Annotated in this window: 18 protein-coding genes; 9 read left to right on the forward strand and 9 right to left on the reverse strand. The window is 73.0% G+C overall.

Annotated features, from left to right (window positions below):
* Window positions 1–33: 33 nt before the first annotated feature.
* Together AB5J73_RS02295 and AB5J73_RS02300 are read left to right on the forward strand one after the other, a co-directional pair.
* Window positions 34–513: a DUF2975 domain-containing protein gene (locus AB5J73_RS02295; protein WP_370967602.1), complete on the forward strand. Its 480-nt coding sequence runs from the start codon at window positions 34–36 to the stop codon at window positions 511–513.
* Window positions 513–725, forward strand: a complete 213-nt coding sequence (locus AB5J73_RS02300; protein ID WP_370967605.1) for a helix-turn-helix domain-containing protein — start codon at window positions 513–515, stop codon at window positions 723–725. Before AB5J73_RS02295 ends, AB5J73_RS02300 begins: the two co-directional genes overlap by 1 nt.
* Here AB5J73_RS02300 and AB5J73_RS02305 read toward each other — a convergent pair.
* Window positions 646–1236: a hypothetical protein gene (locus tag AB5J73_RS02305; protein ID WP_370967607.1), complete on the reverse strand. Its 591-nt coding sequence runs from the start codon at window positions 1234–1236 to the stop codon at window positions 646–648. The genes AB5J73_RS02300 and AB5J73_RS02305 overlap by 80 nt on opposite strands.
* Before the next feature lie 248 nt (window positions 1237–1484).
* Here AB5J73_RS02305 and AB5J73_RS02310 point away from each other — a divergent pair, with 248 nt between their 5' ends.
* Window positions 1485–2549, forward strand: a complete 1065-nt coding sequence (locus tag AB5J73_RS02310; protein WP_370967608.1) for a DUF3068 domain-containing protein — start codon at window positions 1485–1487, stop codon at window positions 2547–2549.
* Here AB5J73_RS02310 and AB5J73_RS02315 read toward each other — a convergent pair.
* Window positions 2546–3241 (reverse strand): class I SAM-dependent methyltransferase, encoded by a 696-nt coding sequence (locus AB5J73_RS02315; protein WP_370967610.1) that lies wholly within the window; start codon window positions 3239–3241, stop codon window positions 2546–2548. The genes AB5J73_RS02310 and AB5J73_RS02315 overlap by 4 nt on opposite strands.
* Window positions 3242–3386: 145 nt before the next feature.
* Here AB5J73_RS02315 and AB5J73_RS02320 point away from each other — a divergent pair, with 145 nt between their 5' ends.
* Window positions 3387–4541, forward strand: coding sequence for a glycosyltransferase family 4 protein (locus AB5J73_RS02320; protein WP_370967612.1), 1155 nt, complete (start codon window positions 3387–3389; stop codon window positions 4539–4541).
* Window positions 4542–4563: 22 nt separating this feature from the next.
* Here the strand turns inward: AB5J73_RS02320 and AB5J73_RS02325 are convergent, their stop codons facing one another.
* The 3 genes from AB5J73_RS02325 to AB5J73_RS02335 are packed head-to-tail and all read right to left on the reverse strand — an operon-like array spanning window position 4564 to window position 7494.
* On the reverse strand, window positions 4564–5622 hold the full coding sequence (locus tag AB5J73_RS02325; RefSeq protein ID WP_370967614.1) for a hypothetical protein: 1059 nt from the start codon (window positions 5620–5622) through the stop codon (window positions 4564–4566).
* Between the two features lie 3 nt (window positions 5623–5625).
* Complete coding sequence (locus tag AB5J73_RS02330; RefSeq protein WP_370967616.1) at window positions 5626–5808, reverse strand: hypothetical protein; 183 nt, start codon at window positions 5806–5808, stop codon at window positions 5626–5628.
* Window positions 5809–5811: 3 nt separating this feature from the next.
* Window positions 5812–7494 (reverse strand): hypothetical protein, encoded by a 1683-nt coding sequence (locus tag AB5J73_RS02335; RefSeq protein WP_370967618.1) that lies wholly within the window; start codon window positions 7492–7494, stop codon window positions 5812–5814.
* Between the two features lie 70 nt (window positions 7495–7564).
* Here AB5J73_RS02335 and AB5J73_RS02340 point away from each other — a divergent pair, with 70 nt between their 5' ends.
* Window positions 7565–8767, forward strand: coding sequence for a polysaccharide biosynthesis protein (locus AB5J73_RS02340; RefSeq protein WP_370967620.1), 1203 nt, complete (start codon window positions 7565–7567; stop codon window positions 8765–8767).
* A gap of 136 nt (window positions 8768–8903) precedes the next feature.
* Here the strand turns inward: AB5J73_RS02340 and AB5J73_RS02345 are convergent, their stop codons facing one another.
* Entirely contained in the window at window positions 8904–12908 is a 4005-nt protein-coding gene (locus tag AB5J73_RS02345) for an alpha-(1->3)-arabinofuranosyltransferase family protein (protein ID WP_370967622.1), read from the reverse strand.
* 93 nt (window positions 12909–13001) lie between these two features.
* On the opposite strand from AB5J73_RS02345, the gene AB5J73_RS02350 reads away from it, so the two are divergent.
* Window positions 13002–13676, forward strand: coding sequence for a class I SAM-dependent methyltransferase (locus AB5J73_RS02350; RefSeq protein ID WP_370967624.1), 675 nt, complete (start codon window positions 13002–13004; stop codon window positions 13674–13676).
* On the opposite strand, the gene AB5J73_RS02355 is transcribed toward AB5J73_RS02350, so the two are convergent.
* Both AB5J73_RS02355 and AB5J73_RS02360 read right to left on the reverse strand, forming a co-directional pair.
* A complete protein-coding gene (locus tag AB5J73_RS02355) occupies window positions 13670–15427 on the reverse strand; it encodes a hypothetical protein (protein WP_370967626.1) in 1758 nt (585 codons plus the stop codon). The genes AB5J73_RS02350 and AB5J73_RS02355 overlap by 7 nt on opposite strands.
* A complete protein-coding gene (locus AB5J73_RS02360; RefSeq protein ID WP_370967628.1) occupies window positions 15424–17004 on the reverse strand; it encodes a substrate-binding and VWA domain-containing protein in 1581 nt (526 codons plus the stop codon). Before AB5J73_RS02360 ends, AB5J73_RS02355 begins: the two co-directional genes overlap by 4 nt.
* 260 nt (window positions 17005–17264) lie before the next feature.
* On the opposite strand from AB5J73_RS02360, the gene AB5J73_RS02365 reads away from it, so the two are divergent.
* Window positions 17265–18065: a hypothetical protein gene (locus AB5J73_RS02365; RefSeq protein WP_370967630.1), complete on the forward strand. Its 801-nt coding sequence runs from the start codon at window positions 17265–17267 to the stop codon at window positions 18063–18065.
* A gap of 3 nt (window positions 18066–18068) precedes the next feature.
* Here the strand turns inward: AB5J73_RS02365 and AB5J73_RS02370 are convergent, their stop codons facing one another.
* On the reverse strand, window positions 18069–19469 hold the full coding sequence (locus tag AB5J73_RS02370) for a PLP-dependent aminotransferase family protein (protein WP_370967632.1): 1401 nt from the start codon (window positions 19467–19469) through the stop codon (window positions 18069–18071).
* Window positions 19470–19516: 47 nt separating this feature from the next.
* Between AB5J73_RS02370 and AB5J73_RS02375 the strand changes: the two genes are divergently transcribed.
* Both AB5J73_RS02375 and AB5J73_RS02380 read left to right on the forward strand, forming a co-directional pair.
* Window positions 19517–19972, forward strand: a complete 456-nt coding sequence (locus tag AB5J73_RS02375) for a carboxymuconolactone decarboxylase family protein (protein WP_370967634.1) — start codon at window positions 19517–19519, stop codon at window positions 19970–19972.
* Window positions 19969–21339 carry an MFS transporter gene (locus AB5J73_RS02380; RefSeq protein WP_370967637.1) on the forward strand — a complete coding sequence of 457 codons (1371 nt, stop codon included), beginning with the start codon at window positions 19969–19971 and terminating at the stop codon, window positions 21337–21339. Before AB5J73_RS02375 ends, AB5J73_RS02380 begins: the two co-directional genes overlap by 4 nt.
* Window positions 21340–21353: the final 14 nt, after the last annotated feature.

Consider the following 21353-nt stretch of genomic DNA (forward strand, 5'->3'; position numbering starts at 1 on the left):
GACTTTCGATAGGTATCGAGCGATAGTCGTCGCATGATTCCCGAGAAGTGGGCCGTGCGCGCGCTCAGAGTCTTCCTCGTGCTGCTGTTCGGCGTCCTCGTCGTGTTCCAGACGCTGTCGCTGCCGGGCGGGATCGCTTACACGACGTCGCAGAACCCGAACGACGCGAACCTGCGCTGGCCGCTGACCGCCATCGCGGTGTTCCTCGTGCTGTGCGTCGAGGTGGTGCTCGTCGCGACCTGGAAGCTGCTGACCCTGGTCAAGAACGACCGGATCTTCACCACCGCGTCCCTGAAGTGGGTCGACGTGATCGTCTGGGCGGTGGCCGCCGCGTGGCTGGTCTTCGTCGGGATGCTGCTCTTCGTCGGCTTCAACGCCGACGACCCGGGGATGCCGATGCTGCTGTTCCTGGTGACCGTCGCGATCACGGTGTTCGGCCTGCTCCTGGTGGTGATGCGGGCCCTGCTGCGCCGGGCCACCACGCTCCAGTCCGACATGGAAGCGGTCATCTGATGCCGATCGTCGTGCGCATCGACGTCGAACTGGCGAAGCGGAAGATGAGCGTCGGGGAGTTCGCCGAAAAGGTCGGGCTGACCCCGGCGAACGTGGCGGTGCTGAAGAACGGGCGCGCGAAGGCGGTGCGGTTCAGCACGCTGGAAGCGATGTGCCGGGTCCTCGGCTGCCAGCCCGGCGATCTGCTGGAGTGGGTCGAGGACGAAATCTAGCGCCGCTCGCGTCCGCCGCCACCAGCCCGGCCAGTTCCAGCAGCGTTCCCTCGAACCCCGGGCCGGCGGTGAGCTCCACCGTGAGCGGACCCCCGCGCCGGTCCGTGCCCACCGGGAGCGCCACCGCCGGTTCCGTCCACTGGGGACGGTCCGGGGTGGCCGAGACGACCACGTCCGGCCGGGTCGTGCCGCGGCGGCGGCCGGCCGCGTCGAGGTCGAGCACCACGTTGCCGTGCAACGAAAGCAGAGCGGCGACGTCGGCCACCGCGTCGCGCAGCTCGCGGTCGGCGATCGAGTCCGAGTGGGCGCCGATCGCCGGGCGGGACGGCTCACCGCCCAGTCCCGGGACGAGGCGGGCGAGGTCGCCGGGGGCGCACGTGAGCACGCGGATGCCCGGCACGCCGGCCAGCGGGTCGGTGATGGTGATGCCCGCGCTCGCGGCCGCCGCCACGATCCGGGCCCGCCAGCGCGCGGTGGCCGCGATGGCGACCAGCGAAGGGTCCTGCGACAACAGGGAGTTTCTCCTTTGCTCTCCGGCGCGGCGGGTGGGATCGTCCGATGGTGGGGCCGTGCCCGTTGTGCCCGGGAACAAACATGTTTGGTCGCTTGGTCCGAACGGCGGCGCCCATGCGACCTTCCGGTCGCACGCGGCAGCTGTGACCGCCAGTCACACTTTGACGCACGACGTGGCGCGGGCCACTATCCGTGCACTGATTACCGCCGGGTAATTTGTGTCCGGAGTACGACCCTGGAGGACCGTTGCGACGAGCTTTCGGCCTGATCTTGCTGGCACTGGGGGTGTTCGCGGTCGCGGGGGCGGTCCTCCTGCCGACCTACGTGTACCCGAAGCTCGCCAAGGTGCCGCTGGACCAGGACTCGACGTCGGTGCTCGAGGGCACCGCGAGCAAGGTCCTCGCCGTCACCGACAAGGGCCAGGGCCCGGTCACCGAGATCCGCGAGAACGCCAAGCTGACCGCGACCGCCCACGTGCAGGCGAACTTCGCCGCGCCGGAGATGCGCCAGGACACCGATTACGCGGTCTGGCTGCTCGCGGTGAAGGTCACCGACGACGCCGACGACACCATCGTCAGCGCGAGCAAGCGGCAGGTCTGCTTCGACCGGCGCACCGGTGAAGGCTACGACCCGCGCGGCGACACCGATCCGCCGTGCGACGCCAAGAGCAGCTACGTGGTCGAGCTCAAGGACAAGGCCGACAAGGACGGCGAGACGCCGGCGGAGACGAACGACTACAAGGCGCAGCCCGGCCTGAACTTCAAGTTCCCGTTCGGCACCGAGCAGAAGGACTACCGGGTCTACGACGACAACACCGGCGCGGCCGTCACCGCGCGGTACACCGGCACCGAGACGGTGAACGGGATCGAGACCTACAAGTTCGTCCAGGACATCCCGGACACGAAGCTCGCGACGAAGGCGGTGCCCGGCTCGCTCGTCGGCTCCACCCAGCCGACCGCCGACGCCGAGCTCTACTACCGCGGCGTCAACACGATGTGGGTCGAGCCGGTGACCGGGATCCAGGTCAAGCAGCAGCAACAGCAGCACCAGGAGCTGCGCACCGGCACCACGCCCCCGACCGTCGTCTTCGACGGCACCTTGGCCTACAACGGGAAAACCATCTCGCAGATGGTGGACCAGGTGAACGCGAACAAGGGCAGGCTGGAGTTCCTCTCGAGCACCGGCCCGCTCTGGCTCGGGATCGGCGGCGGCGTGCTGATCATCGTCGCGATCGTGCTACTGGTCCGCCGCCGCCCGGCCGAGCCGCCCGCGCCGCCGCGACGGCGTCAGGTGGCCTTCGCCCGCACCTAACGCTTCTTCAGCACCAGCACCAGATTCCACGAAGCGATTTCGCGGAGGCCGGGAACCCGCACGATCCCCATCGCCCAGCCCGGGTGATAACGCGGGTACCCGGCCACCAGATCGGCGAGCGGCGTCGTTTTCGCCCAGCGCAGCGCGGCGCCGACGGAAACCGGGAACAGGCTTTCCCCGAATTTGTTCTTCGGCTGCTTCCCGAGTTTCCGGGCATAACGCCGCCGGGCGTAGTGGCCGCCGAAGAAGTGCCACGGCGCGGTCTCGTGGCCGCCCCACGGTGAATACCACGGGGTGAACGACGCGAAGACCGTGCCGCCGGATTTGGTCACGCGGCACATCTCGTCGAGCATGACCCACGGCTCGGCGACGTGCTCCAGCACGTTGGAGGAGTAGCAGACGTCCACGGATCCGGTGCGCACGGGCAGTTCCGTGCCGCTGGCGCGGATCATGTTCTCCCCCGGCTCGCCGCGCGCGGACAGCTCGCCGACGTCCGGGTCGAGGCCGAGGTAGACAGCACCGGCCGCGCGGAAGGCGTCGGAGAAATAGCCGGGACCACCGCCGACGTCGAGCACCGTGCGCCCGGACAACGGGGCGTGGGACGCCAATTGCCGGACGGAGTCGGCGGCGAGCGTGGAATAGAAGCCGTCGGGGTCCGTCTGCTCGGTGAGGAACGCCCGGAACAGCGTCACGGAACGGCCGAGCGTGGCGCGATGGGGTCGGGCCGTCGCGGAGAGCACGGGATTACCTACCATTGAACCGTCGCTTTCCCGAATACGTTCATCTACTGTGTACGCACCAGTAACCTAGCACCGTCGCTACAGTTGGGATAACCCGATGGAACGTCCTCGTGTGCTCCTCGTCAACTGGCGCGACACCGGCCACCCCGAGGGCGGCGGGTCGGAGCGGTACGTCGAGCGGATGGCCGAAGGGCTCGCGAAAGCGGGGTACCGGGTCGAAATCCAGTGCGCGGCCTACCCGGGCGCGACCGCGGGCGAGTGGCGCGACGGCGTCCGCTACCGGCGCCGCGGCGGGAAGTTCGGCGTGTACGCGCACGCGTTGCGCGCGATCCGCCGGGCCCGCGCCGACCTCGTCGTCGACGTGCAGAACGGCATGCCGTTCTTCGCCCGGCTGGTCGCCGGCTGTCCGGTGCTGGTGCTCGTGCACCACGTCCACGAAGAACAGTGGATCAGCGCGCTCGGCGAGGCACTGGGCCGGGCGGGCTGGTGGATCGAGTCGCGGCTGGCGCCGTGGCTGTTCCGCAAGTGCCGCTACGTCACGGTTTCCGAGGTCACCAAGGGCGAACTGGCCGGCCTCGGCGTCGAGCCGGAGCGCGTCACCGTGGTGCCGAACGGACTGGACGCGCCGCCGGCGTGCGACTCGGCGCGGAACCCCGAGCCGACCCTGGTCGCGGTGAGCAGGCTGGTGCCGCACAAGCGGATCGAGCACGCCATCGACGTCGTCGCACGGCTCGCCGGGCGCTGGCCGTCCCTGCGACTGGAGGTCGTCGGCCAGGGCCCGTGGGACGAGGTGCTGCGCGCGCACGCGGCTTCGCGGGGCGTCACCGACCGCGTGGTGCTGCACGGCTGGGTCGACGAGCGGGCCAAGCACGAGATCCTCGCGCGCTCGTGGCTGCACCTGTGCCCCTCGGTCAAGGAGGGCTGGGGCATCGTCATCATGGAAGCCGCGGCGCACGGCGTGCCCTCGGTCGCCTACCGTGCCGCCGGCGGGGTCGCCGAATCCATTGTGGAGGGCCGCACCGGACTGCTGGCCGACGACTTCGACCACTTCACCGCGCAGGTCGACGGCCTGCTCGCGGACGGGCTGCGCCGCGCGGAGATGGGCCTGGCCGGCGCCGAGCGGGCCGGGACGTTCAGCTGGGACCGCAGCGCGGCCGAGTTCGCTTCACTGGTGCGGGAAGTCTCCGGGCGGCCGGCGCCCCGGCCGCGCGTCTTGGCCGGCGTGCCGGAACTCGCCGAACCGCGGCCCTGACGAGCCGGAGGGGACGTGCCCGTCACCGCGGCGGGGCTTGGTCCCGGACCGCGTCGCCGAACTCGGCCAGCAGGCGAGCCGCGGCGGGCGCGTCGAAGTCCTTGCGGCGGGCCCGCACGGTGACCGTGGTGGTGCCGCCGGTGGTCGCGGCGCCGAACGCCACGCCCGACCGGCCGCTCGCGGCCGGGTAGAACGCGATCGAACGCACGGTGTCCCCGGTGGACACCACGCCGAGGTTCGACACCAGGAACGTCGAGCCCAGCCGGCCGGCCAGCAGGCGGGTGCCCAGCCGGGCGAGCCGGCTGCTGCGCGCGGGGAAGTCCGGCTCGGGCGGCCGCACCCGCAGCAGCCCGGCGACGTCCGCCGCGCGGGAACCCAGCCGCAGCCGGAAGAACGCGCTGTCGTGCACCGGTTCCGGTGCGGCACCGGAGCGCCGGGACGCGCCCAGCGCGGCCACGACCCGCGCGGTCCGGGCGCCGTGCGCGCGGTTCCAGCGTTCGGTGGCGCGGGCGGCGGCCGTGACGAACCCGGGGGCGCCGAGCCGCAGCCGGGGTTCGTGGTGGGCCGCGAAGACGTCCCCTGAGGACGGTGCGGCCCGATCCGGCACGATCCGGCCCGGCGGCGCGAAAACCGCCTCAGCGAGCCGCTGGACGGCCGAAACGGCAAAGGGTTTGGCGCCCCCGCGTTCGCCGATCCCGGTCGCCGCCGAGGAAACCGGGACGTCGAGCAGGATGCCGAGCAGGGCCAGAAGGCCGAGGCCGTCGAGCGCGCCGTGGTGCGCGGCGACGAGCAGCGCGGGTGCGTCCGCGCGGACGGCGACGCGGACGAGCGGCGCGGCGCGTTCGTAGGGCTCCGAAGCGAACCGGGCGCGCACGGCGGGCAGGTCGTCCGCCGGCTCGATCCCGGGCACCGCACCGAGGTGCGGGTACTGCTGGATCGCGGCCGCGAGGCGCGCCCGGAGCTTTTCCGGTTCCGGTGCGGCCGCGGCCAGTTCCGCTTCGAGGAGGATGCTCCAGGAAACGGTGGGGTCGCCGTAGAGCCCGACGACGCGGTGGGCGTGGTCGGAGGCGAGCCGGGTCACGCGTCAGCGGTTCCCGTAGATCTTGCCGGGGTGGTCGGCCGGGTTGTACTTCACCTGCGCGTTGAGCTTGTCCTGCACCTGGGCGGAAGCGTCCGGGTCCGCGCCCTTGACGAGGGCGAACCCCGCCCCGGTCGCCACCCCGCCGCCGATGATGACGGCGACGACCGCGCCGATGACCGTGCCCACGTGTCACTCCTTCCGCGGCGGGGAAATCCTGCCGCGGCCCAATGTACGCATCGGTAACATGCGGCACAACAGTGCGACGCACAGCAATCCCAGCGCTACTCCGTTCGCCACCAAGGCGGGCGTCCACGAGATCTCTTTCACCGACGGCACACCCGGTGTCCGGTAGAGCGTCAGCCAGTCACCCGACCACACCGTTGTCGCGCCGCCGAGCAACCGCGGGTCGACGTACCCGGGGGTCCCGTGTTCGACGAGGACCCAGCCGATCCCCGCGTCGGTCAGTTCCCGCGCGGACGTCGCGGCGCGCACGTCGCCGATCCTCGGGTCCTCGCCGGCGATGCGGTCGGCCCCCACCTGCAGCGTGTCGTCCATCAGCACGGGTTTCGGCAGCGCGCGCGGTGCCGGGTCGAGCTGCGTGCGGTCGTCGTTCCAGGCGAACCCGCGGAACGCCGAGAGCGGCAGGACGAGCACGTCCCCGGGGCGGTCGTCGAGCACTTCGGACACTGCCCGCCAGTCGTCCGGGTACTGCGCGGTGCCGAGCCGGCCCCAGCCGCCCCACGCCAGGTCCGGCATGGTGACCAGCGGGAGGGCGATCGCCGCGGTGGCCAGCGCGAGCCGGCCGCGCTCGGTCTTCAGCTTCGCGGCGGCGGCTTCGACGGCCAGCGCGAAGCCGAGCGCGAGCGGCAACGCCCACCAGGCCACCCACTTCTGGGCGTCACGCAGGAGCCCGGCGCCGGGGACGTACCGCGTCGCGGCGGTGAGCAGCGCGGTCCCGCCCGGCAACGTCGCCAGCGACGCCAGCAGCACGCCCGCGGCCCCGAGCAGGGACAGCGACCACGCCGGCGCGCGGCCCCACCGCTCCGCCAGCGGCCGGAGCCCGGCCACGGCGATCGCGACGACGACGAGGGTCAGCACCGGGACCAGCGGCATGGCCCGGCTGCCGGGTACCGTTTCGGCGTTCCAGATGCCGCCCAGCCCGAGCACGCTGAGCAGCGCGGGGCCCCAGCTTTCGGCGCGGGCGCTGAACGCCGTCACCCCGGCCGGGTCGGAGAACGTGCCACCGGCGTTGAGGAACGTGGGCACCAGCCACGGGAGGTTCAGCACGAGGGCGATCGGGATCGTCTGCCAGAGCCGCCGGGACCCGGCCGTCACCACCATGACTGCGGCGGCGAGCACGCCACCCGGCGGGGTCAGGACCGCCGCCGCGCTCGCGAGCACCAGCCTCGGCAGGGAATTCGGTTCGTGCCGGCGCGCCCCCAGTCCCGCGGCGGCGATCCAGGGCAGGCACGCGTAGGTCAGCAGCAGCGGCCAGTGCCCGATGAACAGCCGTTCGGCGACGTAGGGCGTCCACGCGTAGGCGGTCGCGGCGACGAGCCGGGTGCCGAGGCGGCCGGTCGGGACGAGCCGGCCGGCGCCGAGCGCCGCCGCGAAGATGGCCAGCAGCAGCACGATCTTCTGCACGAGGTCACCGGGCAGCACGGTGGTGGCGAGCGCGACCGCGGCGTCGGCGGGCACGGACCGCGGCAGCGTGCTGCCGAGACCGAACGCGTCCGGCACGAAGTACTGCTCCGGCGCGAACACCATGTCGTAGCCGAGGGTGAACCCGCGCCGCAGCAAGGGCGCGCAGACGGCGAACGCGAGCACCGCGGACCACGCGGGGAGCGCGAACCGCCTGCCCGGTGCGTCCACGGCCCTTCCTTTCCGGTGCGTGCGAGGTTATGGTCGCTGCTCATTACCCGCCGGTAATGGGAGCCCGCCGTTGAGCGTAGCCACCGAAACCCCGGCCCGGACCGGCAACCGGGTCGCGGCGATCCTCGTCTCGCTCGCGCTCGCGGGCAACAACGCGGCGAGTTACGTGCTCAGCCTGGTGGCCGCGCGGATCCTCGCGCCCGGCGCGTTCGGCGAGCTGAGCTCCCTGCTGGCGGTGCTGGTGATCGGCGTCGTCCCGGCGATGGGGCTGCAGACGGTCGTCGCCCTGCGGGTGGCGCGTTCGTCGTCGCCGGCCGAGGGGCCGCTGTTCGCGCTCGGCCTGGTGACGAGCGGGATCGTCGCGACGGCCGCACTGACGCTCAGCCCGTTGCTGGTGCTCCTGCTGCACCTGGGCGCGCTGACGCCGGCGCTGCTGGTGACGGCCGCGCTCGGGCCGTTGACGCTGCTGGGCCTGTTCCACGGGCTGCTGCAGGGCGCGCACCGGTTCGCGCGGCTGGCCGGGCTGATCGCCTCGGAGGGGTTCGGCAAGGTCGGCGGCTCCCTGCTCGGCCTGCTCCTGACGGGTTCGACCACCGGCGCGCTGGCCGGGACCGCGCTCGGCTCGCTCGCGGTCGTGGTGGCGGGCTGGCAGCTCTGCGGCCGCCCCCGCCCGCGCTGGGCCGACCGCCACGGCGGCGAAGTGCTCCACACGGCGCAAGCGATGCTGGCGCTGGTCCTGCTGGTGAACCTCGACCTGGTGCTGGCGCGGCACACGCTGCCGGCCGCCGCGGCGGGCGAGTACGCGCTGGGTGCGATCGTCACGAAGATCGCGTACTGGCTGCCGCAGGCGGTGGGGGTGCTGGTGCTGCCGCGGTTCGCGGCGGCTTCGGGACGGCGGCGGGTGCTGCCGGTGGCGCTGGCGGTGTGCGCCGGCCTGGATGCCCTGGTGCTGCTGGTTTCGGTGGTCGTGGGGCCGTCGTTGCTGGCGGTGATCGGGGGTTCCCGCTACGCCGGGAGCACGATGCCGGTCTGGCCGTTCGCGCTGGCGGGGTCGATGCTGGCGCTGGTGCAGATCCTGCTGTACGCGCGGCTGGCCGACGGCGACCGCCGCGTGACGCTGCTGATGTGGTCGGCGGTGGCCGCGGAGGCGCTCCTGATCGTTTCGTGGCTGCACGGGTCCGCCACCCAGGTCGTGACGGCGGCGGCGGGCTGCGCGGGCGGCCTCGCGGTGGCCGGCGCGATCCTCGAACTCCGGTCCCGCCGGACGTCTTGAGTGAGCAAGGCCGGGCCCTCGAGGACCCGGCAAGCTCCTTGCCGGTGACACCGGCTCCACCAAGGTCGCGAATGACTCATTGGGGACCTCGGAGGTCCCCAATGAGTCATTCGCGACACCACCCCGGCCGAGCCGCTCAGGTCGTCGGGTCGGTGGGGTTCTCCTTGCGGGTGAACCAGTCCACGCACGTCGCCACCATCGCCGCCGCGGCCAGCAGCAGCGCCGCCTGGGTCACCGGGCCGTACGCCCACTCCTGGCCGTGGCCCAGCACCCGGCCCGTCACCGAAACGGCCGCCGCCACGGCCATGCCGCCGAACGCGAGGTAGCGGGGTGCCCGCTCGGAGAACTGGCGCACCAGCAGGCACGCGATCAGCAGCACCACCGGCAGCATCCCGCCCAGCGCCACCAGCAGCCCGATCAGCACCACCGGCACCGCGGAACCACCCGCGGCGACCGGGAACGGCCGCCGCCGGGCCGGCCACGCCACGCCGATCAGGACCAGCAGCACCGCCACCGCGCCGATCAGCAACCCCAGCCGGTACGAGGAGTCCGGCGTGAACGCCAGCGAAACCACCCCGCCCGCACCGGCCGGGACGAGCCAGGCCTGCTGCCAGCCGTCCACGCGGGTGCGGGCCAGCTCGCGACCATCCACAGTGGCCACCCAGCCCGCGTTCGCGTTCTCCGGGATCGCCAGCACCGCCTCCGCACCCGGCCCGACCGTGACCGTCCGGGCAGTCGCGTCCCACGTCCCCACCTGCACCGTCCGGTGCCCCGGCGGCGCGGACGACGCCTTCACGGGACGCAGCCACAAATCCTGGACCACGAACGAGTCCGACCGGTCCGTCCGCAGCTCGTGCCCGCCCTCCGGCAACGCGATGCCCCCTTCGGAGTCCCGGCACATCCGCAGTTCCAAGGCGCGGTGGGCGGTGATGTCGGCCAGCGTCCCCTGCACCGACGTGCGGTAGTCGAGGCCGTCGAGGTGGATGTTCGGCCCCGACCCGCACGGCACCGTGAACGCCGGGTCCGGGCCGGGCAGCAGCCCCGGCGTTCCCGACAGCTCCAGGCTGCCGATGCCGGCCACCGCGCGGGCGGTGGGATCGTCGTCGTCGCCCGGCAGCACGAGCTGCAGCTGGTCGGTGTCCAGCGGCTCGAACGACGCCGATCCGCCCGCGTCGAGCTCGACCGTCCGCGCGCCCGACCGGCCGACCAGTTCCACCTGCCGCGGCACCCGGGCCCCGCTGGCGGGCGAAACCCCGATGTGCAGCCCCGAAATCCGCTTCGGCGCGGACCAGCCGAGGGTGAGCGTCGGCCGCAAGTCCGTGACGTCGGGGCGCCACGTCGTGCCCGCGTCGCCGTCCACGGCCGCGAAGCCCGACGCGGCCGGGTCGCCGGCGAGCTGCGACGTCGAGGCGACCGTCACCCCCGGCAGCTGCACCGGGTTGCGGCCGCCGCCCGCCGGCAGCACCGAGCCGCCGACCAGGTACGTCTCCTCGGCCGGGGTGCTGAACAGGCGCCGGATCCCGTCGGGCTCCTCGCCGTCGCGCGCGGCCGAAGCGTCGCACCGGACGGCGTCGCGCACCGGCAGGCACGCGTACCGCGGCGCCGCACCGCGCGTGAAGGCGAAGCCGGGCGCCGGGCCGACCGGCAGGTCCGCGGGCACATCGAGGGCGCGCTGCGGCTCGGTGCCGGGGATCTTCAGCTCCGCGATCCCGACGTTCCCGTCCTGCCGCCCGACCACCAGCGACAGCAGCGTGATCCGCACCTTGCGGGTGACCCCGCCCGCGACGCTGTAGTTGTGCGCGCCCGCGCCGCGGATCACCGGCTGGTCGACCGAGCCGTTGTCGGTGGTGATCCGGATCCGGGTCGGCGGCCAGCCCACCCGGATGTCGTCGACCAGCTGCAGGTCCACCGCGGTGACCAGCCGCGGGGTGTCCAGCTCCACCTCGAGCCACTGGCCGATCGGGCCGGTGAACGACGACGAGTGCCACGCCGTGCGCGGGTCGCCGTCGATCGCGGCGAACGGCTGGTGGCCCGGGTCGGACCCGCCGAACGCGTCCGCGAAGGACGCCGCCGTGGACGCCGTCACCGCGCGGATCCCCCGGTAGGCGGCCACGGTCTGGTGCTCCGGCCCGGGGAACGGCAGCACGTCGCCCGCCGCGCGCTGCTGGCGGTAGGCCTCGCCCGCGGTCAGCGTCTGGCTGAGGTTGTCCCGGACGCCGCCGACGTTCCGCTCGGCGCGGCGCAGGCCGTCGGTCACCAGGCGCGGCCCGCCGGGCGAACCGCCGTCGCCGGTGAGCACGGTCGGCGTCGCGGGGTCGAGCTGACCGGAACCGAGCAGCGGCAGCAGGTTCTCCGGGCCGCCGCTCACCGTCGGGACGTCCGTCGTGGACGTCGCGGTGGCGAGCGGCACCGGCCGCTGCACCTGGTAGACCTCCAGCGGGCCGAACTCCGCCGCCTTGGCGATGCCCGGCGAGCCGGCCAGCCCGGCGCGCAGGGTGGCGATGGGCGGCGCGGTGGTCCGCTCGCGCTCGATGTCGTTGCGCAGCAGCAGGAACCGGTACCCGGACCGCGCGAGCAGCGCGGCCAGCCCCGGATCGCCGCGGCCGTCGGCGAGCGCCGCGTCCACGGAGTCCATCAGCCGCGTGTTCCCTTCGGACCCCAGCGGCACCTGGTTGCGCACCGCCCACGGGCTCTTCGCGATCGCCTGCGCGGGCTCGTCGACCGTGCGGCCCCAGTCGTACTCGCCGAACCCGGTAGCCGGCAGCAGCAGCGTCCGGGCGTTCGGGTCGGCCTTCGCGACGTAACCCATGGCGTCGTACCAGTAGCCGGGAACCTCGTCCCAGCCCGGCCCGGACCGCAGGTTCAGCAGCCACGCCGGCGCGGCCATCACCAGCACCAGCAGCAGTCCCAGCGCGGGCCGCAGGAACCGGCGCGCGGACGTCACCCTCGCCGGGCTCGAAACGCCGTGCACGAACGCGAGCATCAGCGGCAGCCGCAGCACCGGTTCGAACTTGTGGACGTTGCGCAGCGGGGCGAGCGGACCGTCGAGCAGGTGCCGGACCTGCTCGGCGACCGGGCTGTCGAGCGTGCCGACGTAGCCGATGGTCAGCAGGGTCAGCCCGGTGAGCACGCCGAGGACGAGGAACCGCCGCTCCGGCAGGCCGCGCCGGGTGAGGCCGACCAGGCCGACGCCGGCGACCAGCCCGGTGGCCAGCATCAGCACCGGGTTGTCGATCAGCGACCAGCCGCCCGGCCACCACGGCGTGCCCTGCACGACGTAGGCGACCCACTGGTTGGTCCCGCGCAGCACCTCGAACAGCGACATCGGCGCGGTGGTGTTCGTCGCGGACTCGATGTAGTCCAGGAACGGCAGGCTGTATTCGCCGAGCAGCAGCAGCGGCAGGATCCACCACAGCGTCACGCCGACGACGAAGACGAACCACCACAGGACCAGCTCGACGTGCCTGCGCGTCCACTCGCGCGTGAGCAGCCACAGTCCCGGCAGGACGAGCGCCATCACGACCATCGCGCCGTTGACCCCGCCCATGCACAGCACGGCCAGCGCGGACAACCCGGCCGCGCGCCGCGGGGACCCGATCGTCCCGGCCCGCACCAGCGGCACCAGCACCCACGGCAGGAGCACGGCGGGCAGCATTTCCGCGGACAGACCGCCGATTTCGGTCAGCATGCGCGGGGCGAGCGCGTAGCCGAGCGCGCCGATCAGCCGCGTGCGCTCGGTGCCGATCTTCATGGCGCGCGCCAGCAGCAGCGCCCCGCCGAACGCGGCCGACAGCAGGATCGCGCCCCACAGCCGTTGCGCGATCCACGCGGGCACGCCGGCGGCCTGGCACAGCGCGAAGAAGGGGCCCATCGGGAAGAGGTAGCCGTAGGCCTGGTTCTGCAGCTCCCCCGCCGTGGCCTGGGGGTTCCACAGGTGCAGGGCGCGGCCGAGGAAGGCGAGCGGGTCGACGGCGAGGTCGAGCTTGGTGTCGAACGTCGTCTTCCCCGGCATCTGCAGGAACGACAACGTGGTCAGCGCCAGCACGATCCAGGTGCTCGGCCGCCGGAAGAACGCACCCCCGCGGCCGCGCCCGGAAGGTGGGGCGTCGTCCCGGGTTCGTTCGCGGGTGCCGGTTACCATCCGGTAGATACTAGGCGGAAACCTGGCTACCATGTGCCGACGATCCTCCCGACTTCAGGCAGGTGCGCCATCTCGTTCGACGATGCCTGGGCCTTGGCCGAGCCGGTCAAGGGCTGGATGACGCGCGCGCAGGGCGAAGCGTTGTGGAACGCCGCCTGCCGGCTGGAAAAGGGTGACGTCGTCCTGGAGATCGGCAGCCACCAGGGCCGGTCCACGATCGTCCTCGGCGCGGCGGCCCGCACGGTGGGCGCCACGGTGATCGCGGTGGACCCCTTCGTGGACGGGCGGCTCTTCGGCGGATCCCCGACGCGGCAACTGTTCGAGCGCAACGTCCGCCGCGCCGGCCTGGACGACGTCGTCGAGCTCGTCGCCGGTTACAGCACGGAACTGCGCCCTCACTGGGATCGGCCCCTACAGCTGCTTTACATCGACGGCAAGCACGACTACTGGACCTACACCGACGACCTGCGCTGGTCGGCGCACCTGCCGCCGGGCGCGGAAATCCTGGTGCACGACTGCTTCTCCTCGATCGGCGTCACGCTCGGCACGATCGCGAAGGTCCTTTTCGGACGCCGGTACACCTATGTGGACCGGGCGACGTCGCTGGCGCGGTTCCGGCTGGCCCCACCGGCCGCCCGCGACCGGCTGCGCGTGGTGGCGCAGTTGCCGTGGTTCCTGCGCAACGTCGTGCTGAAGGTGCTGCTGCGCCTGCGGTTGCGGCCGGTCGCGCGCCTGCTCGGCCACGACAGCCCGTACGACCCCTACTGAGTCACGGGCGTGCCCACCTCGGCCTTGGCGACGCAGACCGGCGCGCCCGGGCTGGACAGGCGCACGGCGACGCTGTCGAAGAGGCCGTCCACCGGCAGGTACAGCGAGTGCAGCCCGGCCTGGAACCAGACCGGCGTGCGGTCCACCAGTCCCTCGCCACCGTCCGAAGTGTAGTAATCGAGCTTGAGCAGGTGCCGGCCCAGCACCGGTTTGTCCAGGCCGACGCGCACCGGGGTCTCGGCGATCGCGTAGCCGCAGTTCGGCACCGGGCCGGGGACACCGCGGGAAACCGGGTCCACGCCGGTGATCTTGTGCGGCGTGCCGGTGGCGTCGAGCAGGTGCATCCGGCTCGTGGGCTGGTCGAAGTGCGTACCCGGCAGCAGGCCGACCACCCGGGACGCGCGCGAGTCCGCGCCGAACCATTCGTGCACCACGTCCGACGGCACGAAGGTGTCGTAGAAGACCAGGTCCGGGTCCGCGCCGACGGCGGCGCGCACGTTCCCGACGTACTGCCCCGAGTGCTCGAACCGCAACGCCGGAGCCAGCCGCGAGAACCCGGAAGCGGAACTGGCGAGCAAAAGCACGCACAGCGCTAGCGCGATCGGCCGTTCACGCTTACCGCCGGACGGCGCAACTTCCGCCGGTGGCAGGAAAGCGAACGCTCCACAAAGGGCGGCCACGAGCGCCAGGTCGGCGACGTACCGCGGATCGTCCCCGGCCGACGGGCCGACTTCGCGCAACCGGGTCAGCGCGAGCAGGGCGACGTCCACGGCGAACACGGCCGCGAGCAGTCCCCAGGCACCCCACGCCCGCCGGCCGCCGAGCCGCCCGCCGGCGAGCACCACGGCCAGCGCGGCCACCACCAGCACAGCCACGACGGCGAACGGCGTCGGCGCCCAGGTCGCGCCCGGTCCCGGACCGGACCACGGCCCGCCGGCCAGGCCCGGCAGCAGGGTGTCCCCGAGCATCCGGCCGGTCAGATCGGCCACCGGCCCGGCGGACAGCGGCGACGCGCCCGTGCCGACCTGGCTCGACGTCAGCGCGAAGAAGGCCACCACGAACGCCACCAGCACCGCGGCCTGGCCGAGCCAGTAGCGGGCGTGGCCGCGGAAGGACCGTCCGAGCAGGACGGTCACCGCGGCCAGCAGCACCGGGATCACCGCGGCCTTCTCGTAGAACGCGAGCCCGAACAGCGTCCAGGCGAAGGACCCGAGCCACCACCGGCCGCCGTCGGCCAGGTACCGGACGTGCGCGTGCAGCGCCGCGGCGGTGGCCAGCACGACCGGCACCACCTGGACGCCGAACGACCACCACAGCGTCGGCACCAGCAGCAGCGTCGACGCCGTGAACACGGTGAACGGCACCAGGATCGCCCACCGGCGGCCGAAGCAGCGCACGAGCAGGCACCAGAAGAAGACCGTCGCGAGCGCTTTCATGAGCAGCAGCGGCAGCACGAACACGCCGAAGTCCAGCGGCGCCCACCAGGTCAGCACCGCGGCGAGGAAGAACCCGCCGGGCTGCAGGTGCCCGTGGTAGTCCTGGAAGAGGAAGCCGGGGTCGAACGGGCCGGCCGCGGCCGCCTGCCAGGTCACGACGAAGTCGTCCTGCGCGAAACTCCCGTGCAGCGCCGCCCACGCGTGCAGCGCCAACGGCACGAGCCCCGCGACGAACGCGGCGAGGACCAGGGTGGACGGTCTTCGGATCGCCCGTGGCGCGGGGGTTTCCTTCTCCAGCAGCACGGGGGTCCTCACTTCTTGCAGGCGGGCGGCTGGCACATGAGCTTGCTCAGCGCTTGGTAGAAGACGTCGGAGATCTTGCGCGGGTCCGGCGTGGTGAAGGATTCGCCGCCGGTCGCGGCGGAGACCTGCCGCAGTTCGCTCGCGTCGATGTCCGGCCCGATGCCGATCCCGATGACGGGCAGCGGTTTCCGCGGGTCCTGCAGCCGGTTCAGCTCGGCGAGCAGGCCGGGCAGCCCGATCGAGTCGCTGTCTTCGTTGCGGCCGTCGGTGAGCACGACGACGACGTTGATCCGGCCGAGCTGCCAGTTCTGGCGGGCGTTCTGGTACGCGGCGAGGATCGAGTCGTACAGGCCGGTCGCGCCGCCGGGCTTCGGCTTGACCGCCTGCAGCGTCGCCACCCCGCCCGCGCCGAGCTGCTGCGAAATCGACCGCATCGGCAGCAGTTCCTTGAAGTCCTTGTCGCCGTCGAGCTTGGTGGAGAACAGCCACAGGCCGATCTCGGTGGTCGGCTTGAACAACCCGAGACCCTGCGTCGCGGCTTCGAGGGTGAGGGCCATCCGGCTCCGGCCGGTGCCCGGGACGGTGGCGGCCATCGAGCCGGACACGTCGAGCAGCACCTGGACGCGGGCGCTGAGGTTCGCGCCCGCCCACGCCTGGAGCGCGGCGTACACCGCTTCCGGCGGCGGTGGCCCGGCCGGCCGCGGTGCCGCGTTCGTCCGTGTGTCGCGCGGGCGGTCGCCGAGCAGCTGGCCGGCCGGCGTCCGGAACCCGCCGTCGGCGAACGCTTTCGTCGCGGTCTGGTCGAGCAGGAGCCGCAGGAAGCGTTCGGCCGCCGAGCGCGAGGCTTCCGATGCCCGCGGCAGCACGACGTACGGGTAGTCGAAGCCCGGCACGCCCGCCGCCGGGTACGCGGCGACGAGCTTGCGGGCCAGCACCGACTGCTCCGACGCCGGCCACGCGGTGTACGGCTCCTTCACGGCCGACAGCTCGCGGATCTTCTCGGTGAACGCCGCGGCCGGGTCGGGCGCGTCCTTCGTGAGCTGCTGCAACCCGATCAGCGCGGCGATCGCCGCGGGGTCGCGGCCCGGGTCGGGCAGCCCGACCGGGTTTCCCGCGAGGACGTCCGACCAGGACGGCGACTTCCCCGGCCAGCCCACCCGTTTCGCGACGTCGTCGGTGAGCGCCAGCACCACCGGCGAACTCGCCACCGACTGACCGGTCTCGGGCAGGTTCCACGCGCCGCCGTCGCGGGCCTGCGGCAGCCACGCGCTCGACTCCGGCACCCAGACGTCCGGGCCGGTGGCGCCGTTGGCTTCGAGGGCGGCCGCGGTGGCCGGCGACGCGCCCGGCGTGACTTCGACGGCGTAGCAGTCCTGCTGCGGCACCGTCCCGGCGAGCGCGGTGAGCACCGGCGCGATGTCCGGCGCGGCCGTGACCCGCACCGGGGTGGTCGTGTCGCAGCCGCCGCCGGCCAGCCGGTCCTTGAGGTAGTCGACGCCGGCCCAGGCGAGCAGGGCGACCACGAGCAGCGCGCTCAGGACGACGACCCGCGCGTCGATGCGCCGGGCCCGCGCCGGGTGTGCCGCCATGCACGTCCTTCCGTGGTGAAGTGCTGGCAGCTTGCCAGCCGGGTGAGCGGGAAGCCAGTACCGGCAGCGGACCGTGACCATCGCCGGGTGAAGCCGCGGTGAAGGAATTGCGCCGTGCGGCCATTTTGGTGATTGACAAGAACCGCGTAACGTTTCCCGCTTGACGCCCGTCCCACTTGGGTAACATCACCATGGCGAATCGCGGAGACGATTTCGCCGTCCCCGAAACGGCGATGTGGCACCGAACGGAGACGCAACCCGTGCGCACGATGTACGACGCGGTCACGGCCGCGAACATCCCCGCCGACGCCCGGATGGTCGCGGGGTACATCGACAAGATCAAACTCGAACCCTGGTCCGCCGCCGACTGGGCGCGCTTTCCCCAGGCCCTGAAGATCACGATCGTCAAGAAGGCGTCCACCAACGACGGCCACGTCCTGGACGTCGAGCCCGGCGACGCCACGCCCGGCGAAGCACCGGGCTGGGTCCGGATGCGCCGCGCGGCGGGCGCGGACCCGACCGTCTACTGCAGCCTGTCGACCTGGCCGTCGGTGCGCTCGGCGTTCTCGTCCGCCGGCGTCGCCGAGCCGCACTACTGGATCGCGCACTACAACGGCGATCCCACGATCCCCGCCGGGGCGATCGCCAAGCAGTACGCCGGCAACGTCGCCCCCGGCTACGACATCTCGTCGGTCGTCGACTTCTGGCCCGGAGTGGACGGAACCGCACCCGCCTCGACTGGAGTGGAGATCATGGAGCGCATCACCGTCACCCCGCCGAACGGCGAGCAGCACGCCGTCCGCGTCTTCCTGTCCGGCAGCCCCGGCGCGGCGGTCGTCATCCGGCCCCGCCTCGGCGGCGACGGCTTCTCGAAGCCGATGTGGGTCGGTGACATCTTCGCGTGGGGCAACGACCACCAGGGCGTCGGCCACAACCCGACGCAGACCCCGGGGTACAACAACAAGCTGACGTCCCACCGGCGGTACGAGTTGCCGGGCGCGGTGTGGGCGGACATCAACTACAGCTCGGCGGATCCCTTCGAGATCGACATCGTCGGGTAGCGCTCAGGCGGGCGGCAGCGCTCGGCACAAGGCGTCGAGCGCTGCCGGGTAAGCGTGCTCGGGCGGGGTCGCGTAGCCGACCACCAGGCCGTCCATTGTGGACATGGTCGCCGCCGGGTGGCGGAACGCGGCCAGCCCGTCCAGCGCGAGTCCTTGCCACGCCGCGGCTTTCACCGCCGACGGCTCGGTTCCCGGCGGCAGGCGCAGCACCGCGTGCAAGCCCGCCGCGATGCCGGTGGGCACGACGTGCGGTGCCCGCGCGGCCAGCGCCGCCACGAGCAGGTCGCGGCGGCGGCGGTAGCGCTGCCGCATGCGGCGGATGTGCCGGTCGTAGGACCCCGAGTTCAGGAACTCCGCCAGGGTCAGCTGGTCCAGCACGCCCGCCCACGCCTCGCGCTCGCCCTTCACCGCGAGCACCGCGTCGACGAGGTGCGCCGGCAGCACCAGCCAGCCCAGCCGCAGCGCCGGGGACAGGCTCTTGCTGACCGAACCCACGTAGACGACGTGCTCGGGGTCCAGGCCCTGGACCGCGCCGATCGGCTTGCGGTCGTAGCGGAACTCGCCGTCGTAGTCGTCTTCGAGCAGGACGCCGCCGGTCGCGCGGACGTGGCCGAGCACCGCGGTGCGGCGGTCGTGGTGCAGCGGGCCGCCGGTCGGGAACTGGTGGGCCGGGGTCAGCAGCACCGCCGGGACGTCGAGGTCCTCGACGCGCGCGCCGTGCTCGTCCAGGTCCACGGGAACGGTCGGGACGGCCGCCGCGGCGAAGATCGCGCGGTGGAAAGCCAGGCCGTAGGACTCGACGGCGAGCGGGCCGGGCAGCACCGCGGGGAACAGCAGCCGCAGGGCGTGCGCGAAGCCCGAGCACACCACGATCCGCTCCGGCGACGTCCGCACGCCGCGCGCCCGGGCCAGGTACTCGGCGAGCGCTTCCCGCAGTTCGCGGCGACCGCGCGGGTCGCCGGGGCCGAAGGCGTCGTGCGGGGCGACGGTCAGCGCGCGGCGCGCCGCGGCGAGCCATTCGGTGCGCGGGAACGACGTCGCGTCCGGCTGGCCTTGGCGGAGGTTGTACCGAGGGGCCGGCGCGGACGGCGCTTTTCGAGGCACCCGCACCGGTTCCAGCGGCTCGGCGCGCTCGGCGACGCGCGTGCCGGAGCCCTGGACGGCGGTGAGCCAGCCCTCGGCGACCAGCTCGGCGTAGGCGTCGGCGACGGTGTTGCGGGCCAGCCCCAGGTCCGCGGCCAGTGACCGGTACGGCGGCAGCCGGGTGCCCGGGGCGAGCCGTCCGGCGCGGACGGCGTCCCGCAGCGCGGTGATCAGCGCGGCCCGCTTGCCGCCGGTGCCCGACAGCTCCAGGTGCAGGTCGGCGCCGAGCCGCTCCCCGGAATTGACCCACGAATCCGTCACGGAAATGCACCCTACACGCGGGTCAACCAGGCCCTAGATTTCTGGTCATGACGAACCGAGTGAACTTCGCCAAGTCCGCCCCGAAGGCCTTCAAGGCCCTGATCGGCTTCGACGCCGCCGCCCGCGCCGGGCTCGACCCCGCGCTGGTCGAGCTGGTCCAGATCCGCGCTTCACAGCTCAACCGCTGCGCCTACTGCCTGCACATGCACACCTCCGACGCCCGCAAGGCCGGCGAGAGCGAGGAGCGGCTGCACATGGTCGCCGTGTGGCACGAGGCCGCGAACTTCTTCAGCGAGAAGGAGCAGGCCGCGCTGGCACTGACCGAAGCCGTCACGCTGATCCCCGGCGGCGTCCCCGACGACGTCTACGCCCGCGCCGCCGGCCAGTTCGGCGAGGAAGAACTGGCCCAGCTGCTCGCGCTGATCTTCACCATCAACACGTGGAACCGCATCGCCATCACCACGGCGAAGGTGCCCGGCACGGACGAGCGGGTGGCCCGGTGACCCGCCGCCCGGCCGCGGTGCTGGCGCTGCTGGCGTTCGCGCAGCTCATCATTTCCCTCGACTACAACATCGTGTACGTGGCGCTGCCGGACATCGGCCGCGACCTCGGGTTCACCGCGCAGAGCCTGCAGTGGGTGGTGAGCGCCTACGCCGTGGCGTTCGGCGGCGCGCTGCTGCTCGGCGGCCGGGCGTGCGACCTGTTCGGCCCGCGGCGGGTGTTCGCGCTGGGTTGCACGCTGTACGCGGTCTCGTCGCTGGCGGGCGGGCTGGCCGGGGACCCCGGCCTGCTCGTCGCGGCCCGCGCCGGCCAGGGCCTGGGCGGCGCGCTGCTCTTCCCGGCGACGCTGACGCTGGTCAGCACCAGTTTCGCGGCGGGCCGCGAGCGCAATCGCGCGTTCGCGGTCTGGGGTACGGCGGGCGGCAGCGGGATGATCCTGGGCTCGCTGCTGGGCGGGGTGCTGACGCAGGCGTTCGGCTGGGCGGCGGTGTTCTTCGTGAACGTCCCACTGGCCGCGGCCGCCGCCGCGCTCGCTTTCCCGTTGCTGGCCAAGGATCCCGCTCGCGAACCGGGCCGCCGGTTCGACCTCGCCGGCGCGCTGACCGCGACGCTCGGCACCACGCTGGTGGTGTTCGCCCTGGTCGAAGGCCCGGAGCTGGGCTGGACGTCGGGCGTGGTCCTCGGGACCGCGGCGGCGGGGCTCGCGCTGCTCGGCGCGTTCGCCGTGGTCGAACGCCGGGGCCGCGACCCGCTGCTCCCCCTGCGGCTGCTGAAGGAACGCAACCTCGGCACCGGCGTGGTCGTGACGTTCCTCTACATGGGCACGTTCGGCACGCTGCTGTACTTCTTGACCGGGTACTTCCAGGGCGTCCACGGCTACGGCGCGCTGGCGACCGGGCTCGCGTTCGGCGTGCCGATGGTCGCGATCGCCGCGGGTTCGCAAGCCGCCGGCCGGTTGGCGACCCGCTACGGCACCCGCCCGACGCTGGTGGCTTCACTGGTCGTCGGCGGGGCGGGCGCGCTGCTGCTCGGCCTGTCGATGACGCGTTCGGCGTCCTACCTCGACGTGGTGCCGGCGCTGGTGGTGCTGGGGCTGGGCCAGGGCGCCGGGTACACGCTGATGTTCGGCGCCGCGGCGGCCGGGATCCCGGCACGGGACCAGGGCGTCGCGTCCGGGGTGGCCTCGACGGCGCAGCAGGTCGGCGGCTCGGTGGGGCTGGCGGTGTTCGTCGCGGTGGCGAACGCGGGCACGTCCGAAGTGGACGGTCTCCGCACGGCGGTCCTGCTGGCCGCGGCGGGAATCGCGCTCACGGCGGTGGCCGCGCTGCGCTTCAGCGGCTCCCGGCAGCTCGCCCCGGCTCCGGCTTGAAGCGCCCCAATGTG

This window comes from Amycolatopsis sp. cg9, assembly GCF_041346945.1.
In the GTDB taxonomy this organism is placed as follows: domain Bacteria; phylum Actinomycetota; class Actinomycetes; order Mycobacteriales; family Pseudonocardiaceae; genus Amycolatopsis.

Coding starts and splice junctions, on each gene's coding strand:
- AB5J73_RS02295 (WP_370967602.1), top strand. CDS start 34: ATGATTCCCGAGAAGTGGGCCGTGCGCGCGCTCAGAGTCTTCCTCGTG.
- AB5J73_RS02375 (WP_370967634.1), top strand. CDS start 19,517: ATGACGAACCGAGTGAACTTCGCCAAGTCCGCCCCGAAGGCCTTCAAG.
- AB5J73_RS02360 (WP_370967628.1), bottom strand. CDS start 17,004: ATGGCGGCACACCCGGCGCGGGCCCGGCGCATCGACGCGCGGGTCGTC.
- AB5J73_RS02300 (WP_370967605.1), top strand. CDS start 513: ATGCCGATCGTCGTGCGCATCGACGTCGAACTGGCGAAGCGGAAGATG.
- AB5J73_RS02320 (WP_370967612.1), top strand. CDS start 3,387: ATGGAACGTCCTCGTGTGCTCCTCGTCAACTGGCGCGACACCGGCCAC.
- AB5J73_RS02345 (WP_370967622.1), bottom strand. CDS start 12,908: ATGGTAACCGGCACCCGCGAACGAACCCGGGACGACGCCCCACCTTCC.